Below are 18930 nucleotides of genomic sequence, written 5' to 3' on the forward strand. Positions count from 1 at the left end.
GAAGGGCATGACCTCGGGTTATGGCAGACACTTGGATTTTGAACCGGCAAAGCGACAGAAAGTGCTGCCTGCCGCGATCAGGGGCGCTAGAGTGAAGCGATGCGTTCGATCCTCGCCTGTGCTCTCGCCCTCCTGGCTCCTATACCTGCCTTGGCGCAGCAGGTTTCGGCGCCCCCGCCCCCATCCTCTTCGGCTGCGACCACCGGCACGCTCGATCAACGTGTCGCGGCGATCCTGTCCGACGCGCCCGAAGGGACGCGCTACGGCTTGGTCGTCCAGCGCCTGGACGGCCGCGAGCTGCTGGCCATGGCGCCGGATGCGCGGTTCATGCCCGCATCCAATACCAAGCTCTACACCACCCTTGCGGCCTATCGCCAGCTTCCCGCCTTGCAACAGGCAGCGGAAGGAACCGGCGTGCGCCTCGAACGCGTGAGCGGCGACACATTCGATATCGTTCTCGAAGGGCGCGGCGAGGCGACCTTGTCCAGCGCGCCGGATTGCCGTGTCCAGTGCCTCGCCACGCTCGCCGACGCGGTGGCGGCGCGCACGCGGCGGGTCCGCAATGTCGTCGGCGACGCGAGCTGGTATCCCGACGAGCGTTGGAGCGCGGGGATGAGCTGGAACAACATCCCCTTTCGTTACGGCACCGCCATCGCAGCCTTGCTGGTGGACGATAACGAATTCGCTCTGAGTGTTACGCCCGGCCCCGTTGGCGCGGCAGCGCGAATCCAGAGCGACGGTTATTATCGCATCGACAATCGCACCCGCACAGTCGCGGGGGAGAAAAACGCACTCGATATTCGACGTCTGCCCGGAAGCGATACGCTGGTGGTGGACGGCACGTTCGGCCAAAATACCGAGCCAGGACTTTATCGGCTTGGCGTGGACGACCCCGCTCGCCGCGCCGCCTGGCGTCTCGCTCGCCTGCTGGAAGATCGCGGGGTCGCGGTTTCGGGAGAGATCGTCGCGCGTTATCGGCCGCTATTACCAGCCGACGATCCGGACAGCCGCGGCAATGCGCCCGCTGCCCCTTCGCCGCACGAGGAAATGCTCGCACAATTGCCGCCCGAAGCGCTCGCCGCGGACATGGTGACGATCAACAAGCAGAGCCAAAATCTCCATGCCGAACTGATGCTCCGCCGCGTCGCAAAGATCGAGGGCAGCGGTTCGATGGCCGATGCCCAGCGGGCGCTGGCGGATATGATGAGCGCGGCGGGCCAGCCCCGCGATGGCTTCGTTCTGGCCGATGGTTCGGGCATGTCCAGCTACAACCGGCTCAGCCCCCGTGTCACCGCACGGCTGCTCGCCTGGGCGGCGGGTGCGGATTGGGGTGAAGCCTGGCGCGCGACGCTCCCCGTCGGCGGGATCGACGGCACGCTCGCCCGGCGCTTCGTCGCAACCCCGCTTGCCGGTCGCATCTTCGCCAAGACCGGCTCGCTCAATGCATCGCGCGCTCTGTCGGGGTATCTGACGGCGGCCAGCGGCGAATTGCTGGCCTTCTCCGCCTTCGCCAACGACATCCCGCCCGGTGGGGAGAGCGCGGCGATCGCGGCGCTGGATGCGGCGCTGGTGGCGATCGCCGCCGAGAGCTGATTTCAATCCGGCGAAAGCGTGAAGCGCGTCACCGCCGCCTTGTCCACGGCGTCGCGGCTGAAGGACCATTCCATCATCTCACCCGCGAGCCAGGGTTTATAGAAATCGCGATAATGAGGCGAATCGGGATCGGCCGATTGGCCGGGCAGCAAAAGAAAGCGCGTCCGATCCCAATTCCCGACATCGGCGGCGAAGAGGAAACTTGCGCCATGCCGCACCTCGTAGCCTCCGCCTGAGCGCATGCCGCGCGCCATCACCGTGGTGCCGTCTCCGCCGGAGCGGCCGCCATCGATCGGAGGAAAGTTCGCAGCGATCGCGGCAATGTCCGACAGGGGGTGTGCGATATTCACGCGATGGAGATCGCCCCAGCGCCATTGGGAGGGATCGGTCCCGGCGTGTTCGACCGCGTTCGCCCACCCATCGACTAGCGCTCCCTCGATCAAGGATCGTCTCGCTCCCGCCGGATCGTTGCCCAATCGAGAATCGAGGCTTGCCAGCGCCCTCAGCATCGCATCGAGATTGACGCGCGAGATCAGATCGCGCGCCTCGGGCGGGACGATCGCCGCATGAAACCGCTCCGACAATGCCGCGATCACCATTTCGTATAGCAGGGCCGGACCGCTCTCCGCATCGAGATCGCCGTTCCAACCCGCCAGCATCGCCGCCGCTTCCCGCGCTTCCGGCGCAGGATTTTCCGGCAAGAGAGCAATCAGCCTTGCAGCGGGAATCGCGAAGCTGTCGTGCAGCAGCGCTACGCTGTCATCGAGCGAGTGGGATTCCTGCCCGGCCAGCACGTCGTCGATCCGGTCATGCCGGAACGGATCGGACCAAGTGAAGCTCAAGATGCGTTCGGCGAACGGATAATCCTTCGGCAGATTCATGGCATTGGCCGAAATGATCCGACCGGATGCCGGATTGAATACGCTCGGCATCTCGTCGACTTCCATGACACCGGTCCAGTCGAACGATCCGTCACCGGGGGCGGGGAACAGGCCGTCATGGCGCGGGCGCACCGGCGCGAAGCCTATCGCGTGCCATCCGGTATTCCCGTCGATATCGGCGTAATGCAGATTGGTGGGGGAGACATGCAGGCGGAACGCCTTGCGCAAGCCGTCCCAATCCTTCGCCAGATTGATCGCGACGATTGCGAAGCGCATATTCGCGCCCGGCAGCATGGTCACCGTCGCGAAAGCGATCGCGCGATGCCGCGCTCTGTCCTGCGCGATCACCGCGCGCCCTTGGGCAAAGCGCAATGTCACGCGCTCGGATGGCCCGCCCGCGACCGCGATCGTATCCTCGACCAGATCGAACGGCGTCCATTCCCCGTTGCGGCGATAGAGGTCGGGGTCGTCGGGATGAGTCTCGAGCACGAACAGGTCGGTCTGGTCGATATGGAAATTCGTGCGCCCGAAGGCGAACCGGTCGGTATGGCCCTGCATGATGCCGGGCAGGCCGGGATAGCCTGCTCCGATAACATCGAGACCGGGCGCGGTCAGATGGACGATGTGGCGCGGGCTGAAGCCGCCGATCGCCAGATGGGGATCGTTGGCCAGGATGGGCCGCCCGCTCGCCGTGCGCGATCCCGCCACGGTCCAGGCATTGCTGCCTTGCGCGGCGAGATCGATCCGCCGCCCCTCGCGATCCAGCTGGCGGCCGAGAGCGCCATCGATCCGGGCGACGAGCGCAGGTTCAATGGCGGGCGGCCGGTCGAGATCGCGCAGGGCGCCCAGATCGTCTCGGCTCACCGCAGCGCAGTCGAGCTCCTCGGGAACGGTGAAATCCCAGTCCAGGCGCAACGGTTCGCGCCAATGTTCAAGATCGATCAACCCGCGCGCGGCCAGCATGGCGCGGCGTATTTCCTCGTCGGCATCGTCACTGCCCGCCCCGCGACGGCGCACGCAATCCTCCAGCGTCCAGCGCAACGGCGCGATGCCGAGGATCCCATATTCGCGCGGCGCCAGTTCGGGCGCTGCCGCGATTTCGTCGATCCGCGCGTTTATGCCGGCGCAATAGCCTCGCACCGCATCCACGACATCGGACGGGATCGTCGCCAGTTCCGCCTTCAGATCGCCGCGATAGTGAAACAGGCGAGCGGCACGATCGGCGGGAAGGAACGATGGTCCGAATGCCTCCGCCATCCGCCCCAGATCGCGCCGCAGATCGAGATCGAGCTGAAACAGCCGGTCGCGCGCCACCAGATAGCCTTGCGCCCAGTAGGCGTCGTGAACCGAATTCGCCCGCACATGCGGTATGCCGAAGCGATCCTCGAGAATTTCGACAGGTTCGCGCAGGCCCTTCTGCGGACGCGGAGAAAACGAAGTGAATCGCGCGGCCAGCCGACCCGGCAGGTTCGCGACGAGGCCCAGGCCGACCGAAGCCAACAGCATCGCGCGCCGCGTCATCGGGTAAGACCAGATCGAGGTGTCAATGGAGCTGCTCCGTCTGCCATGGACCAGCTTCGGTTCTAGAGAGGAGACACGATGATGCGCATATCGTTGTGCCCGTTTCCCATAGCCACGGTCTATTCGGGGCCATCGCAGGGACCCGTGCGAAGCCAGCGTATGCCCTGTGTTTATACCTTCTTCCGCAAGTCGTTAGTGTCATCGTATTGACGCGAACGCCGCGAGGCGTAGTCTCGATCGTACGGAAAGTGGCATAAAAAATAATCCGGCTTTTCGTGTGAGAAACGCGCAAATTCATGATGCGGTCGGATCGCTCTCCGCCGATCAGGGATGATCGTGAGACCAAGCCGGACCAGATCGGTCCGGGCATTCCAGGGACGGGGGTTGGTCATGTCTCGTAGCGGTTCCGCCCCGGCGGATCGACGCCGCGACATCGATCCGCCCGCTAAATTTATGAGGGACTTGTCGATGAACTCTCCTTTGCGCACCCAAACCTTATCCGCGTTTTCACGCACTCGTCTCGCGAGGTGCAGCGCGCTTACAGGCGTCGCCGCAATCAGCCTCATGGCGGCTCCCGCAGCGGCGCAAACCGTCGCCGACGAAGACGAGGACCCGGCGGTGAGCTCCACCGAGACAGTCGAGCGATCCGCCGATGAAATTGTCGTCACCGGATCGCGCGTCGCACGGCTCGGTTTCGAGTCTCCCGCGCCGCTGACGGTGATCTCGCAGGAGCAGATTGAAGCGGAATCGCCGACCAACAACCTCTTCGATCTCGTCAGCCAGCTGCCGTCGGTCGCGGGCAGCGCTCAGCTTTCGAATTCGCGCCTGAACATCAGTTCCGGCTTGTCGGGCATCAACACGATCAATCTGCGCAATCTCGGCCTGGAACGCACTCTCGTCCTGCTCGATGGGCGGCGTACGGTCGCCTCGACCGTGCAGGGCTATGTCGATGTCAACACGTTTCCGCAACAGCTCGTCAGCCGGGTCGAAGTGGTCACCGGGGGTGCTTCGGCAGCCTACGGCTCGGACGCGGTCGCGGGCGTGGTTAATTTCGTGCTCGACAAGCGCTATACCGGGCTCAAGCTCAGCGCGAACAGCGGCATTACCGACGAGGGTGACGGATTCACTTATCAAATCAATGGAGCCGCCGGCCTGCCGTTCGCAGATGGGCGCGGTCATTTCCTGGTGAGCGGCCAAATTTCGCATCAGGACGGCATCTTCGAAGTCGATCGCGACTGGAACTTCGGGGTTCCTCAGATCATAAACAACCCCGATTACACCGCGACCAATGGTCAGCCGCAGTTCCTGACCGTGGCACCCGGCAACCGTAACAACTCCGCGCCCGGCGGCATCATCAACGCGTCGCGCGGGGGAACGGCGAACAGCCTGCGGGGCATCTATTTCGGCTCCGGTGGTGCGATTAATCGCTACGATTACGGTATCTATCCCGATGCCGGCACGATCACCATCGGTGGCGATTATCTGGTCGACGACACGAACCGTCGGATCGGCCTTGCTGCCGAAGAAGATCGGCGCAACGTGTTCGGCCGGTTGAGCTTCGAGGTGGCGCCTTGGGCGACGGTGTTCGTCGAAGGTTCCTACAATTGGCAGGAAACCCTCTTCAACGCGGGCCCGCAGTTCTTCACCAGCACCAGCTCCGGCCCGCTGGCCGCAATCCCGCGTGACAATGCGTTTCTTCAGTTAGCGCTCGGCCCCCTTCTTCCGGCTAACGTCACCTCTGTGGCACTTGGCACGACGCTTCGCGACGTGCCGTTCCGCAAGCTGAACAACACGCGCGACGTCCAGCGCTATGCGGGCGGCGTGGAAGGCGAGTTCTCGATCGCTGGAAAGACAGCGATCTGGGATGCGTATGTCCAGTATGGGCAGACGAATTCGCACGAGCAACTGCGCGACATTATCAAGAACACCGAGTTCGCGAATGCGGTCGATGCGGTATTCGCTCCGGCAGGCAATGCCCTCGGCGTTCCGACCGGCACGATCGTCTGCCGTTCGACGCTGACCAACCCCTCCAACGGCTGCGTTCCGCTCAACGTGTTCGGGATCGGCGTCGCCAATCCGGCTTCGTTCGATTACTTCCTGGGCGACCCTTTCCGCGACCAGAAGATCGAACAGACCGTGGTCGGCGCCAACCTCTCGTTCACGCCTTTCGCGACATGGGCCGGCGATGTCAGCCTCGCGGTGGGTGCCGAATACCGCAAGGAAGAGATCTCGGGTTTCGTCCCGCCTGAATTTCAGGGCGGGTTCCAGGTCGGCAATTACGTTCCGACCTTCGGCGAATACGACGTCAAGGAAGCCTATCTGGAAGCCGTGGTTCCGCTGGGCTTCGGGCTCACTTTCAACGGTGCGGTACGCGCAACCGACTATTCGACCTCGGGATATGTCACGACCTACAAGGTCGGAGCAACCTTCCAGCCGATCGACGACATCATGCTGCGCGGCACCTATTCGCGCGACATTCGGGCGCCCAATCTCAACGAGCTTTTCCAGGCGGGCAGTTCGAACACCAGCACGCTGCTGAACGGAACCAGCTATCGTGCGGTCCTGCTCGGCAATCCCAACCTCGAACCCGAAATCAGCAACTCGCTGGCGGCCGGTGTGGTCCTGACTCCACGCTTCATTCCCGGTCTCTCCGCCTCGGTCGATTATTACGATATCGACATCGATGGCGCGATCGGCGCCTATGGTGCCCAGGCGATCTTCGACCGCTGTCAGGAAGGCAACCAGCAGTTCTGCAACTCCTTCGGTCCCGACCCCACCGGCGTACGCGACCTGTTCTTCCAGGCAGGTTTCTTCAACTTCAACGTGGTCAAGAACAGGGGTATCGATTTCGACGTTTCGTACCGGGTTCCGATCGTGGACTTGTTCGGTATGGAGGACAGCTCGCTCGCCCTGCGTGCGGTCGCGACGCACTATCTGGAAAGCATCACCGACGACGGAATCAGCACGCCGATTAGTGTCCTCGGGACCCTTTCGGGCAGCGGTCCGCCCGACTGGCTCTATCGCGGCTCGATCTCGTTCCAGACCTCGGATTTCGGTCTGACGGCGATTGGCCGGGGCGTCAGCAGCGGGCTGTATTCGGCCACCCGGTTCGATTGCCAATCCAACTGTCCGCCGACCACCGCGCTCGCGCGGACCACATCGGACAACACCATCGACGGCGTGTTCTACGTGGATCTGAACGCCAGCTTCAAGATCGAGGAAGTGGTCGGGGCCGATGCGGAAGTGTACTTCCACATCACCAATCTGTTCGATGCCGACCCCATCATCCTGCCGGAAACCGGCCTGGCCGCGAACAGCACCTACAGCGATCTGCTGGGCCGCTCGTTCCGGTTCGGCGTCAGGCTCGAATTCTAAGTCGATCGAGAATGAAAAGGCCCGCTCGCGGTTCTCGCCGCGGGCGGGCCTTTCGTATCTACCCTAAATCATAGCGGCATCACGGACAGTCTTCGGGTTCGGGTCGCAGCAATACCCGCCCTGCCGCCTCGCCAGTGACGCTGCTGTCCTCTACCGCCGATCGGCCGTTCACGAACAGCGCCTCGACTCCGACGCTCAACTCGCGCGGCTCGAGATAGGTTGCGCGTGGCCCGAAGTTCGCAGGATCGAATACAAGCACGTCGGCGAAATAGCCCTGCTTCAGGTAGCCCCGCTCCGCGATGCCATAGATATCCGCGACCTGGCCGGTCGATTGTCGGATGAACCGGGCGAGATCGATCGTGCCGCGCTCGCGCACGAAGGTTTCGTATTTCTCCGGATAGGTGGCGAACATGCGCGGATGGCCAAGCGACCCGTCGGAAGATGTGACAACCCACGGTTGCCGCATCAGCAGCTCGACGTCGTCCCTTGCCATGTTGAACGAAGCCACCTCGGTTCCGCGCCCGCCTTCACGGAAGACCTGGGTGATGATCGCCAAGGCGGCCTCGATAGGATCCGTTTCCTGCGCCGCCGCCTGCTCCGCCAGCGTGCGGCCCGTCCATGGGCGATCGGGCGCGGTCAGCAACAGGGATGTCGCCCCGCCCCTGCGGCGCAGATTCTCTTCCATCTCGCTGCGGATGCGCGCCGCGGTATCCGGCTCGGCCAGCCGCGCGAGGAATGCATCGCCGCCTCCATCGACCGACCAGCGTGGCAGGAGCGAGGCATCCAGGCTCGATCCCGACGCAAGCCAGGGATATTGATCGGCCGTCACGGGAATGCCCCGCGCGCGCGCCGCGTCGATCAGCGCGACAAGCTCGGGGGCCTGGCCGTGCACGTCCACGCCCAACGCCTTGATATGGGCGATATGGACCGGCGCCCCCGCTTCCTCGCCTATCCGGATCGCCTCGCGTGTCGAAGCCATCAGCCCGATCGTGTAGGAGGATTCGTCCCGCTGATGGGTGTCGTAGAGCCCGCCGCGCCGCCCCGCCTCGCGCGCCACGGCAATCACCTCCTCGGTGGTCGCGAAGCTTTGCGGTGCGTAGAACAGACCGGTCGAAAAACCGGTCGCGCCCGCACACATCGCGCCTGCCACCAGTTCCTTCATCTTGGCCAGTTCGGCCACGGCGGGCGCGCGCGCAGCATTACCCAGGACCCGGCTGCGCACGGCGCCGAACCCGACGAAGGGTACGACATTGGTGCCGATCCCCGACGAAGCGAGCATCCGCGCATCCTCGGCCACGTCAGGGGTGCCGCCGCCATCGACGCCGATGACGACCGTACTGGCGCCTTGAGCAAGCCATGCCGCGTTGACCCGGTCGGCCGGATCGTCGGAGCGTAGAAAGATATCGGCATGGGTGTGCGGATCGATGAAGCCGGGAGCGACGATCATGCCCGCTGCCTCGATCACCCGCTCGGCCGCGATGGGCTTTGGTGGCCCCACATAGGCGATCCTGTCGCCGGCGATCGCGATGTCGCCGACAAACGGCGCGTGCTCGCTGCCGTCGTAAACGGTACCCCCCTTTATCACGACATCGACCGGCGGCGGCATGCTGGTGACGCAGGCCCCCAGCGCCAGCGAACAGGCGAGCGCCATGAGCGAAGTCAGGCATCGGGCGTTGGGTGGGGACATTGGCAAGGCTCCTTCGGTTGCGCGGATCATTGTCTCCGCGTTCGGAAAGGTGCGGGGGATCGGGGCGGCAAAGGCATTTACGATCGCCGCCAATCCGTCCACCCCTTTGCCATCGCACCCCCGCCGGACGTATAACCCCGACGAATGCGTGCTTGCCGAAAGAGGTCGTCCAACCGATGAATTTGCGCCAGATCGAAGTTTTCCACGCGGTGTTCCTGCACGGTACGGTCAGCGCCGCGGCGCGCGCGCTCAACGTCTCGCAGCCCAGCGTCACCAAGGTATTGCGCCATGCGGAGAAGTCGCTCGGGCTTGACCTGTTCGAGCGCACCAAGGGCCGTCTGATTCCTACCGAGGATGCGCGCACCCTGTTCGGCGAGGTCTCCGACATCCAGGACCGCGTGCGATCCCTGCGCCAAGCCTGTCAGAACTTGCGTCAGGGCGAAGGCAGCCTGCTGCGCATTTCCGCCTTGCCATCACTCGGCCTGGGTGCCCTGCCCGAGGCGGTGGCGCGGTTCACGGCGAAGCGCGGCGAGATCCGCTTCGATCTCCAGACGCTGCATCACGACGAGATCGTGCGCAAGCTCTACGAGCGCGAGACCGATATCGCGGTCAGCTTCGAAGTTCCCCCCGCCGCTCCGGTCGCGCATCAGGTAATCGGAGAAGGCGAGTTGGTGGTGCTGTTCCGGCCGGAAGACCTGCCCGACGCGCCTTCGCGCCTCCACCTCGCCGATCTCGTGGGACGGGATTTCATCAGCCCGATCCAGAACGGCCCGATCGGCCAATTGCTGCTCAGCGAACTGGAGCGGCTTGACGTCGATCTGACCGAAAGCGCCTCCTCGCGAACCTATTACATCGCGGCGGCGCTGGTGCGGGCGGGCCTCGGCATGGCAATCGTGGACAATTTCACCGCCGCCTCGTCGCTGGCCGCGGGGCTTGCCAGCCGTCCCCTGCAACCCGCGCTCACCTTCAACATCAACGCGGTCCATCTCCAGACACGTCCCCCCTCGCGGGCCGGTGCGGACTTCCTTGATGTCCTCGCGGAAGTGATCGACGCGGTATAGCCCGACGCTATGCCCAGTATGATACGCTCTCGCTGGGTGCGGCGCCCCGCTTAGCCTAGAATCCCCCTTTCTCTGGCTTGCGGGCAATTCATGATCGCGACACCCTATCTTCTCTATCTCGGCAATTCGACCGATCCCTATGCCATCAAGACCGCGCGCGGCCTGGCGATTTTCCGACCGGAAAGCTGCGTCGGGGAATATCGCACCGATCGCTGTACCCTGACGCTCGACCTGCCGCGCTTGGGGTTCGCGGACGCGGTGGCGTCGGGCGCGCGTACAATGGTGCTGGGCATCGTCAATGCAGGCGGGACGCTCGACCATAACGTGATCGACGATGCGATCGCGGCGATGGAAGCCGGGCTCGACCTTGCCTCCGGCCTGCACCAGAGACTGAAGGACGAGCCGCGCCTGGTGGCAGCGGCGGAGCGGACCGGGCGCCAACTCCACGATGTACGCGATCCGCCCCGGGACCTCGTCGTGGGATCGGGCGAGCCGAGAGCGGGCAACCGTCTGCTGACGGTCGGCACCGACTGTTCCTCTGGCAAGATGTATACGACCCTCGCGCTGCACCGCGCGATGCAGGCACGCGGAGTCGCGTGCGATTTTCGCGCGACCGGCCAGACGGGGATTCTCGTTGCGGGCGCGGGAGTCCCTCTCGATGCTGTGGTGGCGGACTTCATTTCGGGTGCGATCGAACGGCTCGCGCCCGCCCGGTACGACGATGGCTGGGATCTGATCGAAGGCCAGGGATCGCTCTTCCATCCGTCTTTCGCAGGCGTTTCGACCGGATTGCTGCACGGCGCCCAACCCGCCGCGCTGGTGATGTGCCACGATCCCACGCGACGGGTGATGCGCGGTCTCGCCAGCCGCGCCCTGCCCGGCATCGCCGAGTGCATCGAAGCCAATCTCGCGACCGCGCGGCTGACCAGCCCCAATGTGAAAATGATCGGCATCGCTCTCAACACCTCCGCCCTCGATACCAACGATGCGGTCGCGCTGTGCCTGCGCTTGCAGGACGAGCACGGCCTGCCTTGCATGGATCCGCACCGCATGGGCGTGGAGCCGATCCTGGAAGCGCTGCTCGGACCGGCGGAAGGGGCGGCACGCGCCTGATGGCGACACCGCCGAGAACCCTTTCCGCGCGTCATGAAAGCCTCCCGCTGGCGCGACCATTCCGGATCTCGCGAGGGGTCAAGACGGCGGCGGATGTGGTAACGATCGCCATTGCGCAGGACGGTGCCGTCGGCCGCGGTGAAGGCGTGCCCTATCCGCGCTACGGCGAAAGCGTGGCGAGCGCGCTCGCCGCGATCGAAAAGCAGCAAACCGCGATCGAGGCGGGAGTTGGCCGGGAAGAGCTGCTCAGTCTAATGCCCGCCGGCGCGGCCCGCAATGCGGTGGATTGCGCGCTTTGGGACCTGGAAGCCCAATTGGCTCGAACGAGCGTGTTCGCGACGCTCGGCCTCAACGAACCGCTCGCGCCGATTCCGACCGCCCTCACTATCAGCCTCGACACGCCCGCTGCAATGCACGCCGCCGCGCGCGAACTGGCGCAGACCGCGCTGATCAAGGTCAAGGTCGATGCGAGCGATCCGGCAGCGCAATTGCGCGCGGTGCGCGAAGCGGCGCCGCATCCGCGCCTGATCGTCGATCCCAATGAAAGCTGGTCGATGAAGGAGTTGGAGGGATTGCAGGACCTGATGGCCGATCTGCGCGTCGACCTGCTCGAACAGCCTTTGCCCGCCCAAGAGGATCGGGGTTTGGAAGGTTTCCTTTCGCGCATCCCGATCGCCGCCGATGAATCGATCCACACCGTTGCGGATCTCGAAGGTTTGCCGAGCGGGTACACCGTCGCCAACGTCAAGCTCGACAAGGCGGGAGGCCTTACCGCGGCCCTCGACTTGACGCGGCACGCTCGGGAGCGTGGACTGGGGCTCATGACGGGGTGCATGATCAGCTCGTCGCTCTCGATCGCCCCTGCTCTCGCCTTGGCCGCGGATAGTGGGTTCGTCGATCTGGACGGTCCGCTCTGGCTGGCCGAAGATCGCCGGGGCGGTGTCTCGCTCGCAGACGGATTGCTGCGCGCGCCCGACGCCGGTTTCTGGGGCGCCGCAGAGTAGGAGGTGTTCCGATGAGAGAATGGTTGCGGCGATGGCAGAGGCTGGCGCTCTGGCGGCGCGTGCTGGTTGGCCTCGTCTCCGGGATCGCCTTCGGCCTGATCGCTCCGTCCGCAACCGCCTATATCGCCTTTCTCGGCGACCTGTTCGTGCGGCTGATCCGCATGCTGGTGGTGCCGATCGTCTTCATCAGCATTGCATCGGGCGTCACAGCGCTCGCCGATCCGCGCAGGCTCGGTGCGGTTGGGGGACGCACGGTCGCCCTGTTCGCCTTTACCACGGCCTGCGCGGTCATGATCGGAATGGCCATTGGCCTCTTGATCGAGCCTGGCGCGGGTGCGGCGATCGGCACGGGCGAGGCATATCGATTGGGCGAACCCGTCCCGGTCTACGATCAGTTGATGGGCATCGTGCCGGTCAATATAGTCGAAGCTCTCGTCGCGGGGGACATGCTCGCGATCATCTTTTTCTCGATAGCCTTCGGCTTCGCCACCGTGCTGGCGGGCGAGGAAGGGCGACCGATCGCAGTGCTTCTGCAATCCGCTGCGCGGGTCCTGTTCCGCCTCGTCGCGCTGGTGATGGAATTCACGCCCTACGGGGTCTTCGCGCTGATCGCCGTGGCCGTGGCGCAGAATGGCGTGGCGGTGTTTGCCAATATCGGATGGCTGGCGCTGTGCGTCGTCATCGGCGTGATGGCGCAGATCGTGCTGGTTCACGTGCCCCTGCTTGCCTTCTTCGCGAAACGCCATGTGGGCCGTTTCTACCGCGCCGCGGTGGATGCGCTCGCCGTCGCCTTCGCCACCGCATCGTCGGCGGCGACTCTACCGGTGGCGCTGCGCGTGGCGATGGACAAGATGCGGATCGATCGCGGCGTCGCCTCCACCGTGCTGCCGATCGGGGCGAGTATCGGCAAGGACGGAACGGCGATGTATGTCGGGCTGCTTAGCGTCTTCAGTCTCCAGGCACTGGGCGTAGCCCCCGACCTCCCGATGCTGGGCATTGTCTTCCTGAGCGGAGCGCTCGCCGCTTTCGGCACCGCGCCGATACCTTCGGCCTCGCTGTTCATGCTCGCGGCCGTTCTCGCCTCAGTCGGTGTTTCGACCGCGCAGACCGCGCTCGTGATCGGCTTCGTTCTGCCATTCGATCGCCTGCTCGACATGACCCGCACGGTGGCGAGCGCCAGCGCCAATCTGACCGTAACGGCATCGGTGGCCAGATGGGAAAGCGGAGAATCCGGGAAAAAGGATATTCAAACGAATGTCCCCATCCCGCGTACCGATGGATATGAAGCCGATTGACGTTGCGACCAAATTCGATGGCTTTTTGAATTTTCCAGATCGATATGTTTCGGTCTGGAGCGTCGAAAAGAGCGGTTTTCTGTAAGTTCTGCTAGGCTTTGAAACCTGGTCGCGAATCCTATCTCCCGACCAGTTTTTCCAATCCCGCGCCGATGGACGATAGGGCGACGGCGCTCAGCTTGCTGTCGCCAATTGGGCCCTGATCCAGCGGTCGACGTGGGTTTCCAGGACATCCAGCGGGACCGCCCCGTTTTCCAGCACGGTGTCATGGAACGCGCGCAGGTCGAAGCGGCTGCCGAGCGCCTTTTCCGCGCGCGTGCGCAATTCGCGGATTTTCAGTTCCCCGATCTTATAGGCCAGGGCCTGCCCTGGCATGGTAATATAACGGTTGACCTCCGCATCGACATTTCCCGGGGTCAAGGCGGTGTTGTCGAGCATGTAGTCGACCGCACGCTGCTTGCTCCAGCCCTGCGCGTGGAGCCCGGTATCGACCACCAGCCGGGTGGCCCGCCACATCTCGTAGCTCAGCCGGCCCATTTCTTTGGCGGGGGTGTCGTAGAGCCCCATCTCGATCCCGAGCCGCTCCGAGTAAAGCCCCCAGCCCTCGACGAAGGCGGTGAAGAAGGTGCCGTTGCGGCGGATCGGATGGAGATCGAGTTCCTGCTGGATCGCGATCTGGTGGTGATGGCCCGGGACCGCCTCGTGCACGCCGAGCGCGGGCAACTCCCATAGCGGGCGCTGATCGAGTTCGGTGGTGTTGACGCGATAGATACCGGGCTGCCCGGTTTGCAGCGAACCCGGTTCGTAGTAGGCGGTGGTGTTACCCGGCGCCTGCGCTTCGGGAATGGGCAGCACGGTATAGGGTTGGCGCGGCAGGGTGCCGAAGAGCTTGGGCATCCAGCCGTCGATGGACTTGGCGAGCGCACCCGCCTCCATCATCAGCTGCTCGGGCGTGCTGGCGTAATATTGCGGATCGGTCCGGAGATGTTCGATGAAGGCTTCGCGGGTCGGATAACCCGCCTCGCGCGCGACCTCTTCCATTTCGGCCCGGATCCGCGCGACCTCCGACAGGCCGAGACGGTGGATCTCGTCCGCGGTCATGTCCGTGGTGGTGTAGCTGCGGACGAGATGATCGTAATAGTCCGCGCCGCCCGGCGTGGCCGAAATGCCGGGCACACCGGTGCGACATTCCGGTAGATACTCGTCGCGGTAGAAAGCGAGGAATTCGCGGTAGGCGGGGATGACGCCGCCGGTCAGCGCCTCGCGCGCCCGCGCCTGAAGGCGGGTCCAGTCAACCGCGGCGATGGTCGTCGGACGTTCGACGAAGGGCTGCCAAAACACGCTTTCCTCCGGATCATCGACGATCTGGCCGGAGACACGATCGGCGAAGCCTTCCATCGGCCCGCAGGCCTGCGTCAGCCCGCGCTTAACCGCCTCGCGGCTGCGGGCGATGCCATCGGCATTGTAAGCCGGATAGGCTTCGAGCCGGCCGACATAGGATTCGTAGTCGGCGAGAGTAAAAAAGGGCGAACTGTAGGGAAGAGATTCAAGACCGGAAAACCACCCGCCGCCGCGCCCGAACAGGACATAGCGGGCGTGGTCGTGTTCGGAGGCCGACACTGAGTCGGCCAGGCTGCTGCGCAGTATCGCGAGATCGACCCTCGTGTCCTCCGGCAGGCGCTGGGTATCGATGGCGTCGATCCGCGTGAGCCAGGCCTTGGAAAGCGCGGTCTGCCGCTCGTATTCGGCAAGCGAGAGATCGCCTAGCTTTCCGTCCCCTCGCCGATCGCCGATTGACGTCGCGAGCGTAGGATAGCTGTCGAGAAAGGCCTGCCAGATTTCCTCGCGCAACGCCTCGTAACGCTTCTGCTCCGCGGTGGCCTGGGTTTCGGTCTCTTGCGCCTGTGCAGGGTTCGGAGCAAAAGCGGTGGCGGCGAGCGCGAGCGCGATGGCATGGAATGCATGTTTCATTGATCGGTCCCCCCGGTTTGCGCGCACCCTATTGCCCTCCGCGCAGCAGGTCCAGTAGGTCGAAGCCGTGCAGCACCCACGCATCCTCCTGGTCTGTCTAGGAAACATTTGCCGATCGCCGATGGCGGAGGGTGCGCTTCGGGCGGCGCTGGCGGAGGCTGGAATCGCGGCGCATGTCGATAGCTGCGGAACCGCCGACTACCACATCGGCAAATCGCCCGATCCGCGCGCCGTCGCCGCCATGGCGGAGCGGGGAATCGACATCTCCGGGCTCGCGGCAAGACAGCTCGTTCCCGAAGACTTCGCCCGCTTCGACCGGATTTACGCGATGGACGCAGCCAATTTGCGCGCGATCGAGGAACTGCAGCCTCCGGGCTCGCAGACACCCGCCACGCTGCTGCTCGACGCCGTGCCCGGGCGCGAAGGCGCATCGCTTGTCGATCCCTATTACGGCGGTGAAGAGGATTTCGTCGCGACCTGGGACGATGTCTGCATGGCCGCCGCGGCGATCGCTCGCGAACTGGCGGACTGACGCGCCCGGCGGCGACTATTGCGGACGCGCGAACCAGCCGTGGGTTTCGGCGATCATCGCTTCGACTGCCCTGCCCCGCGCGTCACGAGCGGGTCGGAAACGGAATCGCTGCTCGATGAGCCGGCACGCGGTTCGGTCGAGCAATGCGCTACCGCTGGAGCGCTCGGCGCGGCAGCCGGTCGCCCTTCCCCCAGGCGTCACGGTATAGACGACCTCGACCTCCATCGTGCCGTAATCGGTCAGCACGCCCTCGGGCAGATCGCGGTAGGACAGGGTGCCGGAAATGCGGCGCGGTCCGATCACCGCCTCACCCCTGCCCGTGCCGTCGCCCTCTCCCCCTGTGCCGCCACCGCCGAGACCGTCACCGCGATTGCCCGCACCCCGGCCCGGGCCTGGCCGTTCGGACGCGCCGGTTTGCGCTGCCGCCCCGGCGTCGGGCTCGGGGGCGGCAATGATCGGCGGCAGTACGATCAACGGCTCGACCGGCGGTGCGACGACCGGCGTGGCCCGGTTGCGGAGGTTGCGCTCGCCAGCCTCGTCCTTGGGCGCAGCACGGCGTTCGTCGCGCTGGGCGGGCCGCTCAGTGGGTGTCGGCGTGGGCAAGGGGAGTGGTTCTTCGAGAGCGAAGGATGCAAGCGCGGGCGCTTCGGGCCGCAGCGGCAAGGCGATGCCGATTCCCCATATCAGCACGGCGAGCGCCAGCCCGGTCAAGCCGGCCGCGAACGCCGCGGAGGCCAGGCGAGGAGGTCGCGACACATACATGGTGCGTGGTTTGGCGACGGACCAATTGATCCGCCGTGAACCGTCGTCGGATCAGCCGCCGCGCAGGGTGCGCACGCCGAAATCGCGCTCGAACAGGTAGAGCAGGGTCCGCGCCGCTTCGCCCCGAGGGCCTTCGAGCCCACCGTCACGCTCGATCAGCAGGCGGGCATCGTCATGCGCGGTCGGAAGCAGCCGCGTGATCTGCTCGAGATCGGCGATCTGGAACGCCGCCTCGCCCGACTGGCGCGTGCCGAGCAGCTCGCCGCCGCCGCGCAGGCGCAGGTCTTCCTCGGCAAGCCGGAAGCCGTCCTGCGTCTCGCGCATCAGGGCGAGCCGGTCGCGCGCCGTTTCCGACAGTTCGCCAGAGCGCAGCAGCAGGCAGACCGACTTCTCCGCGCCCCGCCCCACGCGCCCGCGCAATTGGTGGAGCTGAGCGAGCCCGAAGCGCTCGGCCTGTTCGATCACCATCAGTGTCGCCGCAGGCACATCGACCCCGACTTCGATCACCGTGGTGGCAACCAGTAATTTCGCATCGCCGCTGGCGAACCGCTCCATCGCCGCATCCTTGAGGCCCGGGTCGAGCTGGCCGTGGACCATCACGACGTCGTTGCCGAAGCGCGCCTTCAGCGCCGCGAAGCGCGCCTCGGCGGCTGCGGTGTCGTCGGTTTCGTTGTCGCGCACCATAGGGCAGACCCAATAGGCCTGCTGCCCGCCCGCGATATGCCGCTCGACCCCCGCGACCACCTCGTCCATCCGCTCGATCCCGATCACGCGGGTGTCGATCGCCTGGCGGCCCGGCGGCAATTCGTCGAGCTTGCTGACGTCGAGTTCGCCGTATTGCGCGAGCGTCAGCGTGCGCGGGATCGGGGTGGCGGTCATCGCCAGGACATGCGGCGCGCGCTTGCCCTTCCCCGCGAGCATCAGCCTTTGGCCGACGCCGAAGCGATGCTGCTCGTCGATCACCACCAGCGCGAGGTTCCGGTAGGCGACCTTGTCCTGAAAGATCGCGTGGGTGCCGACGACGATGTCGATGCTGCCATCGAGGAGACCCATCAGAATGCTCTCGCGCGCCTTGCCCTTGTCGCGCCCGGTGAACAGCGCGACCTCGGCCCCGGTTGGCGCAGCCATCCGGCGCAGAGTCTCGAAATGCTGACGGGCGAGCAATTCGGTGGGCGCAAGCATCGCCGCCTGCGCACCGGCCTCGACCGCGATCAACATTGCCTCCAGCGCGACCACCGTCTTGCCCGCGCCGACATCGCCCTGGAGCAGCCGCAGCATGGGCGCATCCTGCGCCAGATCGCCTTCGATCTCGGCGATCGAGCGCTGCTGCGCGCCGGTCAGCGGGAACGGCAGGGCGAGCTTGCCGCGATAGCTGCCGTCGCCCTTCAGGGGTTGGCCTTTGCGCCGCCGGTTGTCGGCGCGGACCAGCATCAGTGCCAGGCTGTTGGCCAGCAATTCGTCATAGGCCAGCCGGTCGCGGGCCGTCGCATTCTCGGCCCTGTGCGCAAGATACAGTGCGTCGCGCCAGCCCGTCCAGCCCTCGCGATCGGCCTGCCCCGCCTCGATCCATTCCGGCAGTTCCGGTGCCTTCGCCAAAGCCTGACCCACCAGCCCCGCGACCTTGGGCTGGGTCAGACCTTCAGACAGGCGGTAGACCGGCTCGCACAGATGGCCCAGGTTTTCGCCGCCTTCCTCCAAGACGTGATCGGGATGGACGATCTGGAGCATGTCGCCATAGCGTTCGAGCTTGCCCGCGACCCAACGCTTCTCGCCAACCGGCAATTGCTTCTTTGCGGTGTAGCTGGCCCGGCCGAAATAGGTCAGCGCCAGCACGTTGCCCTTCGCATCCTGAGCCAGCACGCGGTACGGCGCGCGCGCGTTGCGGCTGGCGCGGTGTTCGACCGGCGTCAGCGCGACGACGATGTTCTCGCCCTCCCCCGCCTCGTCGAGGTCGGCGACGGCGCGACGAGTCACGAAGCGCTCGGGCAGGTGGTAGAGCACATCGCGTACCCGCGTCAGCCCCAGCCGCTCGAGCGGCTTCTTCAGCTTCGGCCCGACGCCTTCGAGCGTCTCGGTCTCGGCGAAAAGCGGGTTGAGGATGTCGGGCCGCATCGCGCCTCCTATAGCCGGTTGCG

12 protein-coding genes are annotated in these 18930 nt (G+C 65.3%); 7 read left to right on the forward strand and 5 right to left on the reverse strand.

Annotated features, from left to right (window positions below):
* The first annotated feature begins 99 nt into the window (after positions 1–99).
* Positions 100–1593, forward strand: coding sequence for a D-alanyl-D-alanine carboxypeptidase/D-alanyl-D-alanine-endopeptidase (dacB, locus tag ACGHN1_RS11140; RefSeq protein WP_390550975.1), 1494 nt, complete (start codon positions 100–102; stop codon positions 1591–1593).
* 2 nt (positions 1594–1595) lie between these two features.
* On the opposite strand, the gene ACGHN1_RS11145 is transcribed toward dacB, so the two are convergent.
* On the reverse strand, positions 1596–3995 hold the full coding sequence (locus ACGHN1_RS11145) for a penicillin acylase family protein (RefSeq protein WP_390550976.1): 2400 nt from the start codon (positions 3993–3995) through the stop codon (positions 1596–1598).
* Positions 3996–4559: 564 nt separating this feature from the next.
* Between ACGHN1_RS11145 and ACGHN1_RS11150 the strand changes: the two genes are divergently transcribed.
* Positions 4560–7370 carry a TonB-dependent receptor plug domain-containing protein gene (locus ACGHN1_RS11150; protein WP_390550977.1) on the forward strand — a complete coding sequence of 937 codons (2811 nt, stop codon included), beginning with the start codon at positions 4560–4562 and terminating at the stop codon, positions 7368–7370.
* 79 nt (positions 7371–7449) lie between these two features.
* Here ACGHN1_RS11150 and ACGHN1_RS11155 read toward each other — a convergent pair whose 3' ends face one another.
* Complete coding sequence (locus tag ACGHN1_RS11155) at positions 7450–9057, reverse strand: amidohydrolase family protein (protein WP_390550978.1); 1608 nt, start codon at positions 9055–9057, stop codon at positions 7450–7452.
* Between the two features lie 176 nt (positions 9058–9233).
* Between ACGHN1_RS11155 and ACGHN1_RS11160 the strand changes: the two genes are divergently transcribed.
* From ACGHN1_RS11160 to ACGHN1_RS11175, 4 genes are all read left to right on the forward strand, one after another.
* Positions 9234–10118, forward strand: coding sequence for a LysR family transcriptional regulator (locus ACGHN1_RS11160; protein WP_390550979.1), 885 nt, complete (start codon positions 9234–9236; stop codon positions 10116–10118).
* Positions 10119–10208: 90 nt separating this feature from the next.
* Positions 10209–11231: an N-acetyltransferase DgcN gene (dgcN, locus tag ACGHN1_RS11165; RefSeq protein ID WP_390550980.1), complete on the forward strand. Its 1023-nt coding sequence runs from the start codon at positions 10209–10211 to the stop codon at positions 11229–11231.
* Positions 11231–12235 (forward strand): N-acetyl-D-Glu racemase DgcA, encoded by a 1005-nt coding sequence (gene dgcA / locus ACGHN1_RS11170; RefSeq protein WP_390550981.1) that lies wholly within the window; start codon positions 11231–11233, stop codon positions 12233–12235. Before dgcN ends, dgcA begins: the two co-directional genes overlap by 1 nt.
* A gap of 11 nt (positions 12236–12246) precedes the next feature.
* A complete protein-coding gene (locus ACGHN1_RS11175) occupies positions 12247–13530 on the forward strand; it encodes a dicarboxylate/amino acid:cation symporter (RefSeq protein WP_390550982.1) in 1284 nt (427 codons plus the stop codon).
* 174 nt (positions 13531–13704) lie between these two features.
* Here the strand turns inward: ACGHN1_RS11175 and ACGHN1_RS11180 are convergent, their stop codons facing one another.
* On the reverse strand, positions 13705–15501 hold the full coding sequence (locus tag ACGHN1_RS11180; RefSeq protein WP_390550983.1) for a DUF885 domain-containing protein: 1797 nt from the start codon (positions 15499–15501) through the stop codon (positions 13705–13707).
* Positions 15502–15622: 121 nt separating this feature from the next.
* On the opposite strand from ACGHN1_RS11180, the gene ACGHN1_RS11185 reads away from it, so the two are divergent.
* On the forward strand, positions 15623–16033 hold the full coding sequence (locus ACGHN1_RS11185; RefSeq protein WP_390550984.1) for a low molecular weight protein-tyrosine-phosphatase: 411 nt from the start codon (positions 15623–15625) through the stop codon (positions 16031–16033).
* A gap of 15 nt (positions 16034–16048) precedes the next feature.
* Here the strand turns inward: ACGHN1_RS11185 and ACGHN1_RS11190 are convergent, their stop codons facing one another.
* A complete protein-coding gene (locus tag ACGHN1_RS11190) occupies positions 16049–16744 on the reverse strand; it encodes an energy transducer TonB (RefSeq protein WP_390550985.1) in 696 nt (231 codons plus the stop codon).
* Positions 16745–16846: 102 nt separating this feature from the next.
* Positions 16847–18907: an ATP-dependent DNA helicase RecG gene (recG, locus tag ACGHN1_RS11195; protein ID WP_390550986.1), complete on the reverse strand. Its 2061-nt coding sequence runs from the start codon at positions 18905–18907 to the stop codon at positions 16847–16849.
* Positions 18908–18930: the final 23 nt, after the last annotated feature.

The sequence above is a fragment of the Qipengyuania sp. MTN3-11 genome (genome assembly GCF_042851825.1).
In the GTDB taxonomy this organism is placed as follows: Bacteria; Pseudomonadota; Alphaproteobacteria; order Sphingomonadales; family Sphingomonadaceae; genus Qipengyuania.

Coding starts and splice junctions, on each gene's coding strand:
- recG (WP_390550986.1), bottom strand. CDS start 18,907: ATGCGGCCCGACATCCTCAACCCGCTTTTCGCCGAGACCGAGACGCTC.
- ACGHN1_RS11155 (WP_390550978.1), bottom strand. CDS start 9,057: ATGTCCCCACCCAACGCCCGATGCCTGACTTCGCTCATGGCGCTCGCC.
- dgcN (WP_390550980.1), top strand. CDS start 10,209: ATGATCGCGACACCCTATCTTCTCTATCTCGGCAATTCGACCGATCCC.
- ACGHN1_RS11175 (WP_390550982.1), top strand. CDS start 12,247: ATGAGAGAATGGTTGCGGCGATGGCAGAGGCTGGCGCTCTGGCGGCGC.
- ACGHN1_RS11145 (WP_390550976.1), bottom strand. CDS start 3,995: ATGACGCGGCGCGCGATGCTGTTGGCTTCGGTCGGCCTGGGCCTCGTC.
- ACGHN1_RS11185 (WP_390550984.1), top strand. CDS start 15,623: ATGGCGGAGGGTGCGCTTCGGGCGGCGCTGGCGGAGGCTGGAATCGCG.
- ACGHN1_RS11180 (WP_390550983.1), bottom strand. CDS start 15,501: ATGAAACATGCATTCCATGCCATCGCGCTCGCGCTCGCCGCCACCGCT.
- dacB (WP_390550975.1), top strand. CDS start 100: ATGCGTTCGATCCTCGCCTGTGCTCTCGCCCTCCTGGCTCCTATACCT.
- ACGHN1_RS11160 (WP_390550979.1), top strand. CDS start 9,234: ATGAATTTGCGCCAGATCGAAGTTTTCCACGCGGTGTTCCTGCACGGT.
- dgcA (WP_390550981.1), top strand. CDS start 11,231: ATGGCGACACCGCCGAGAACCCTTTCCGCGCGTCATGAAAGCCTCCCG.
- ACGHN1_RS11150 (WP_390550977.1), top strand. CDS start 4,560: ATGGCGGCTCCCGCAGCGGCGCAAACCGTCGCCGACGAAGACGAGGAC.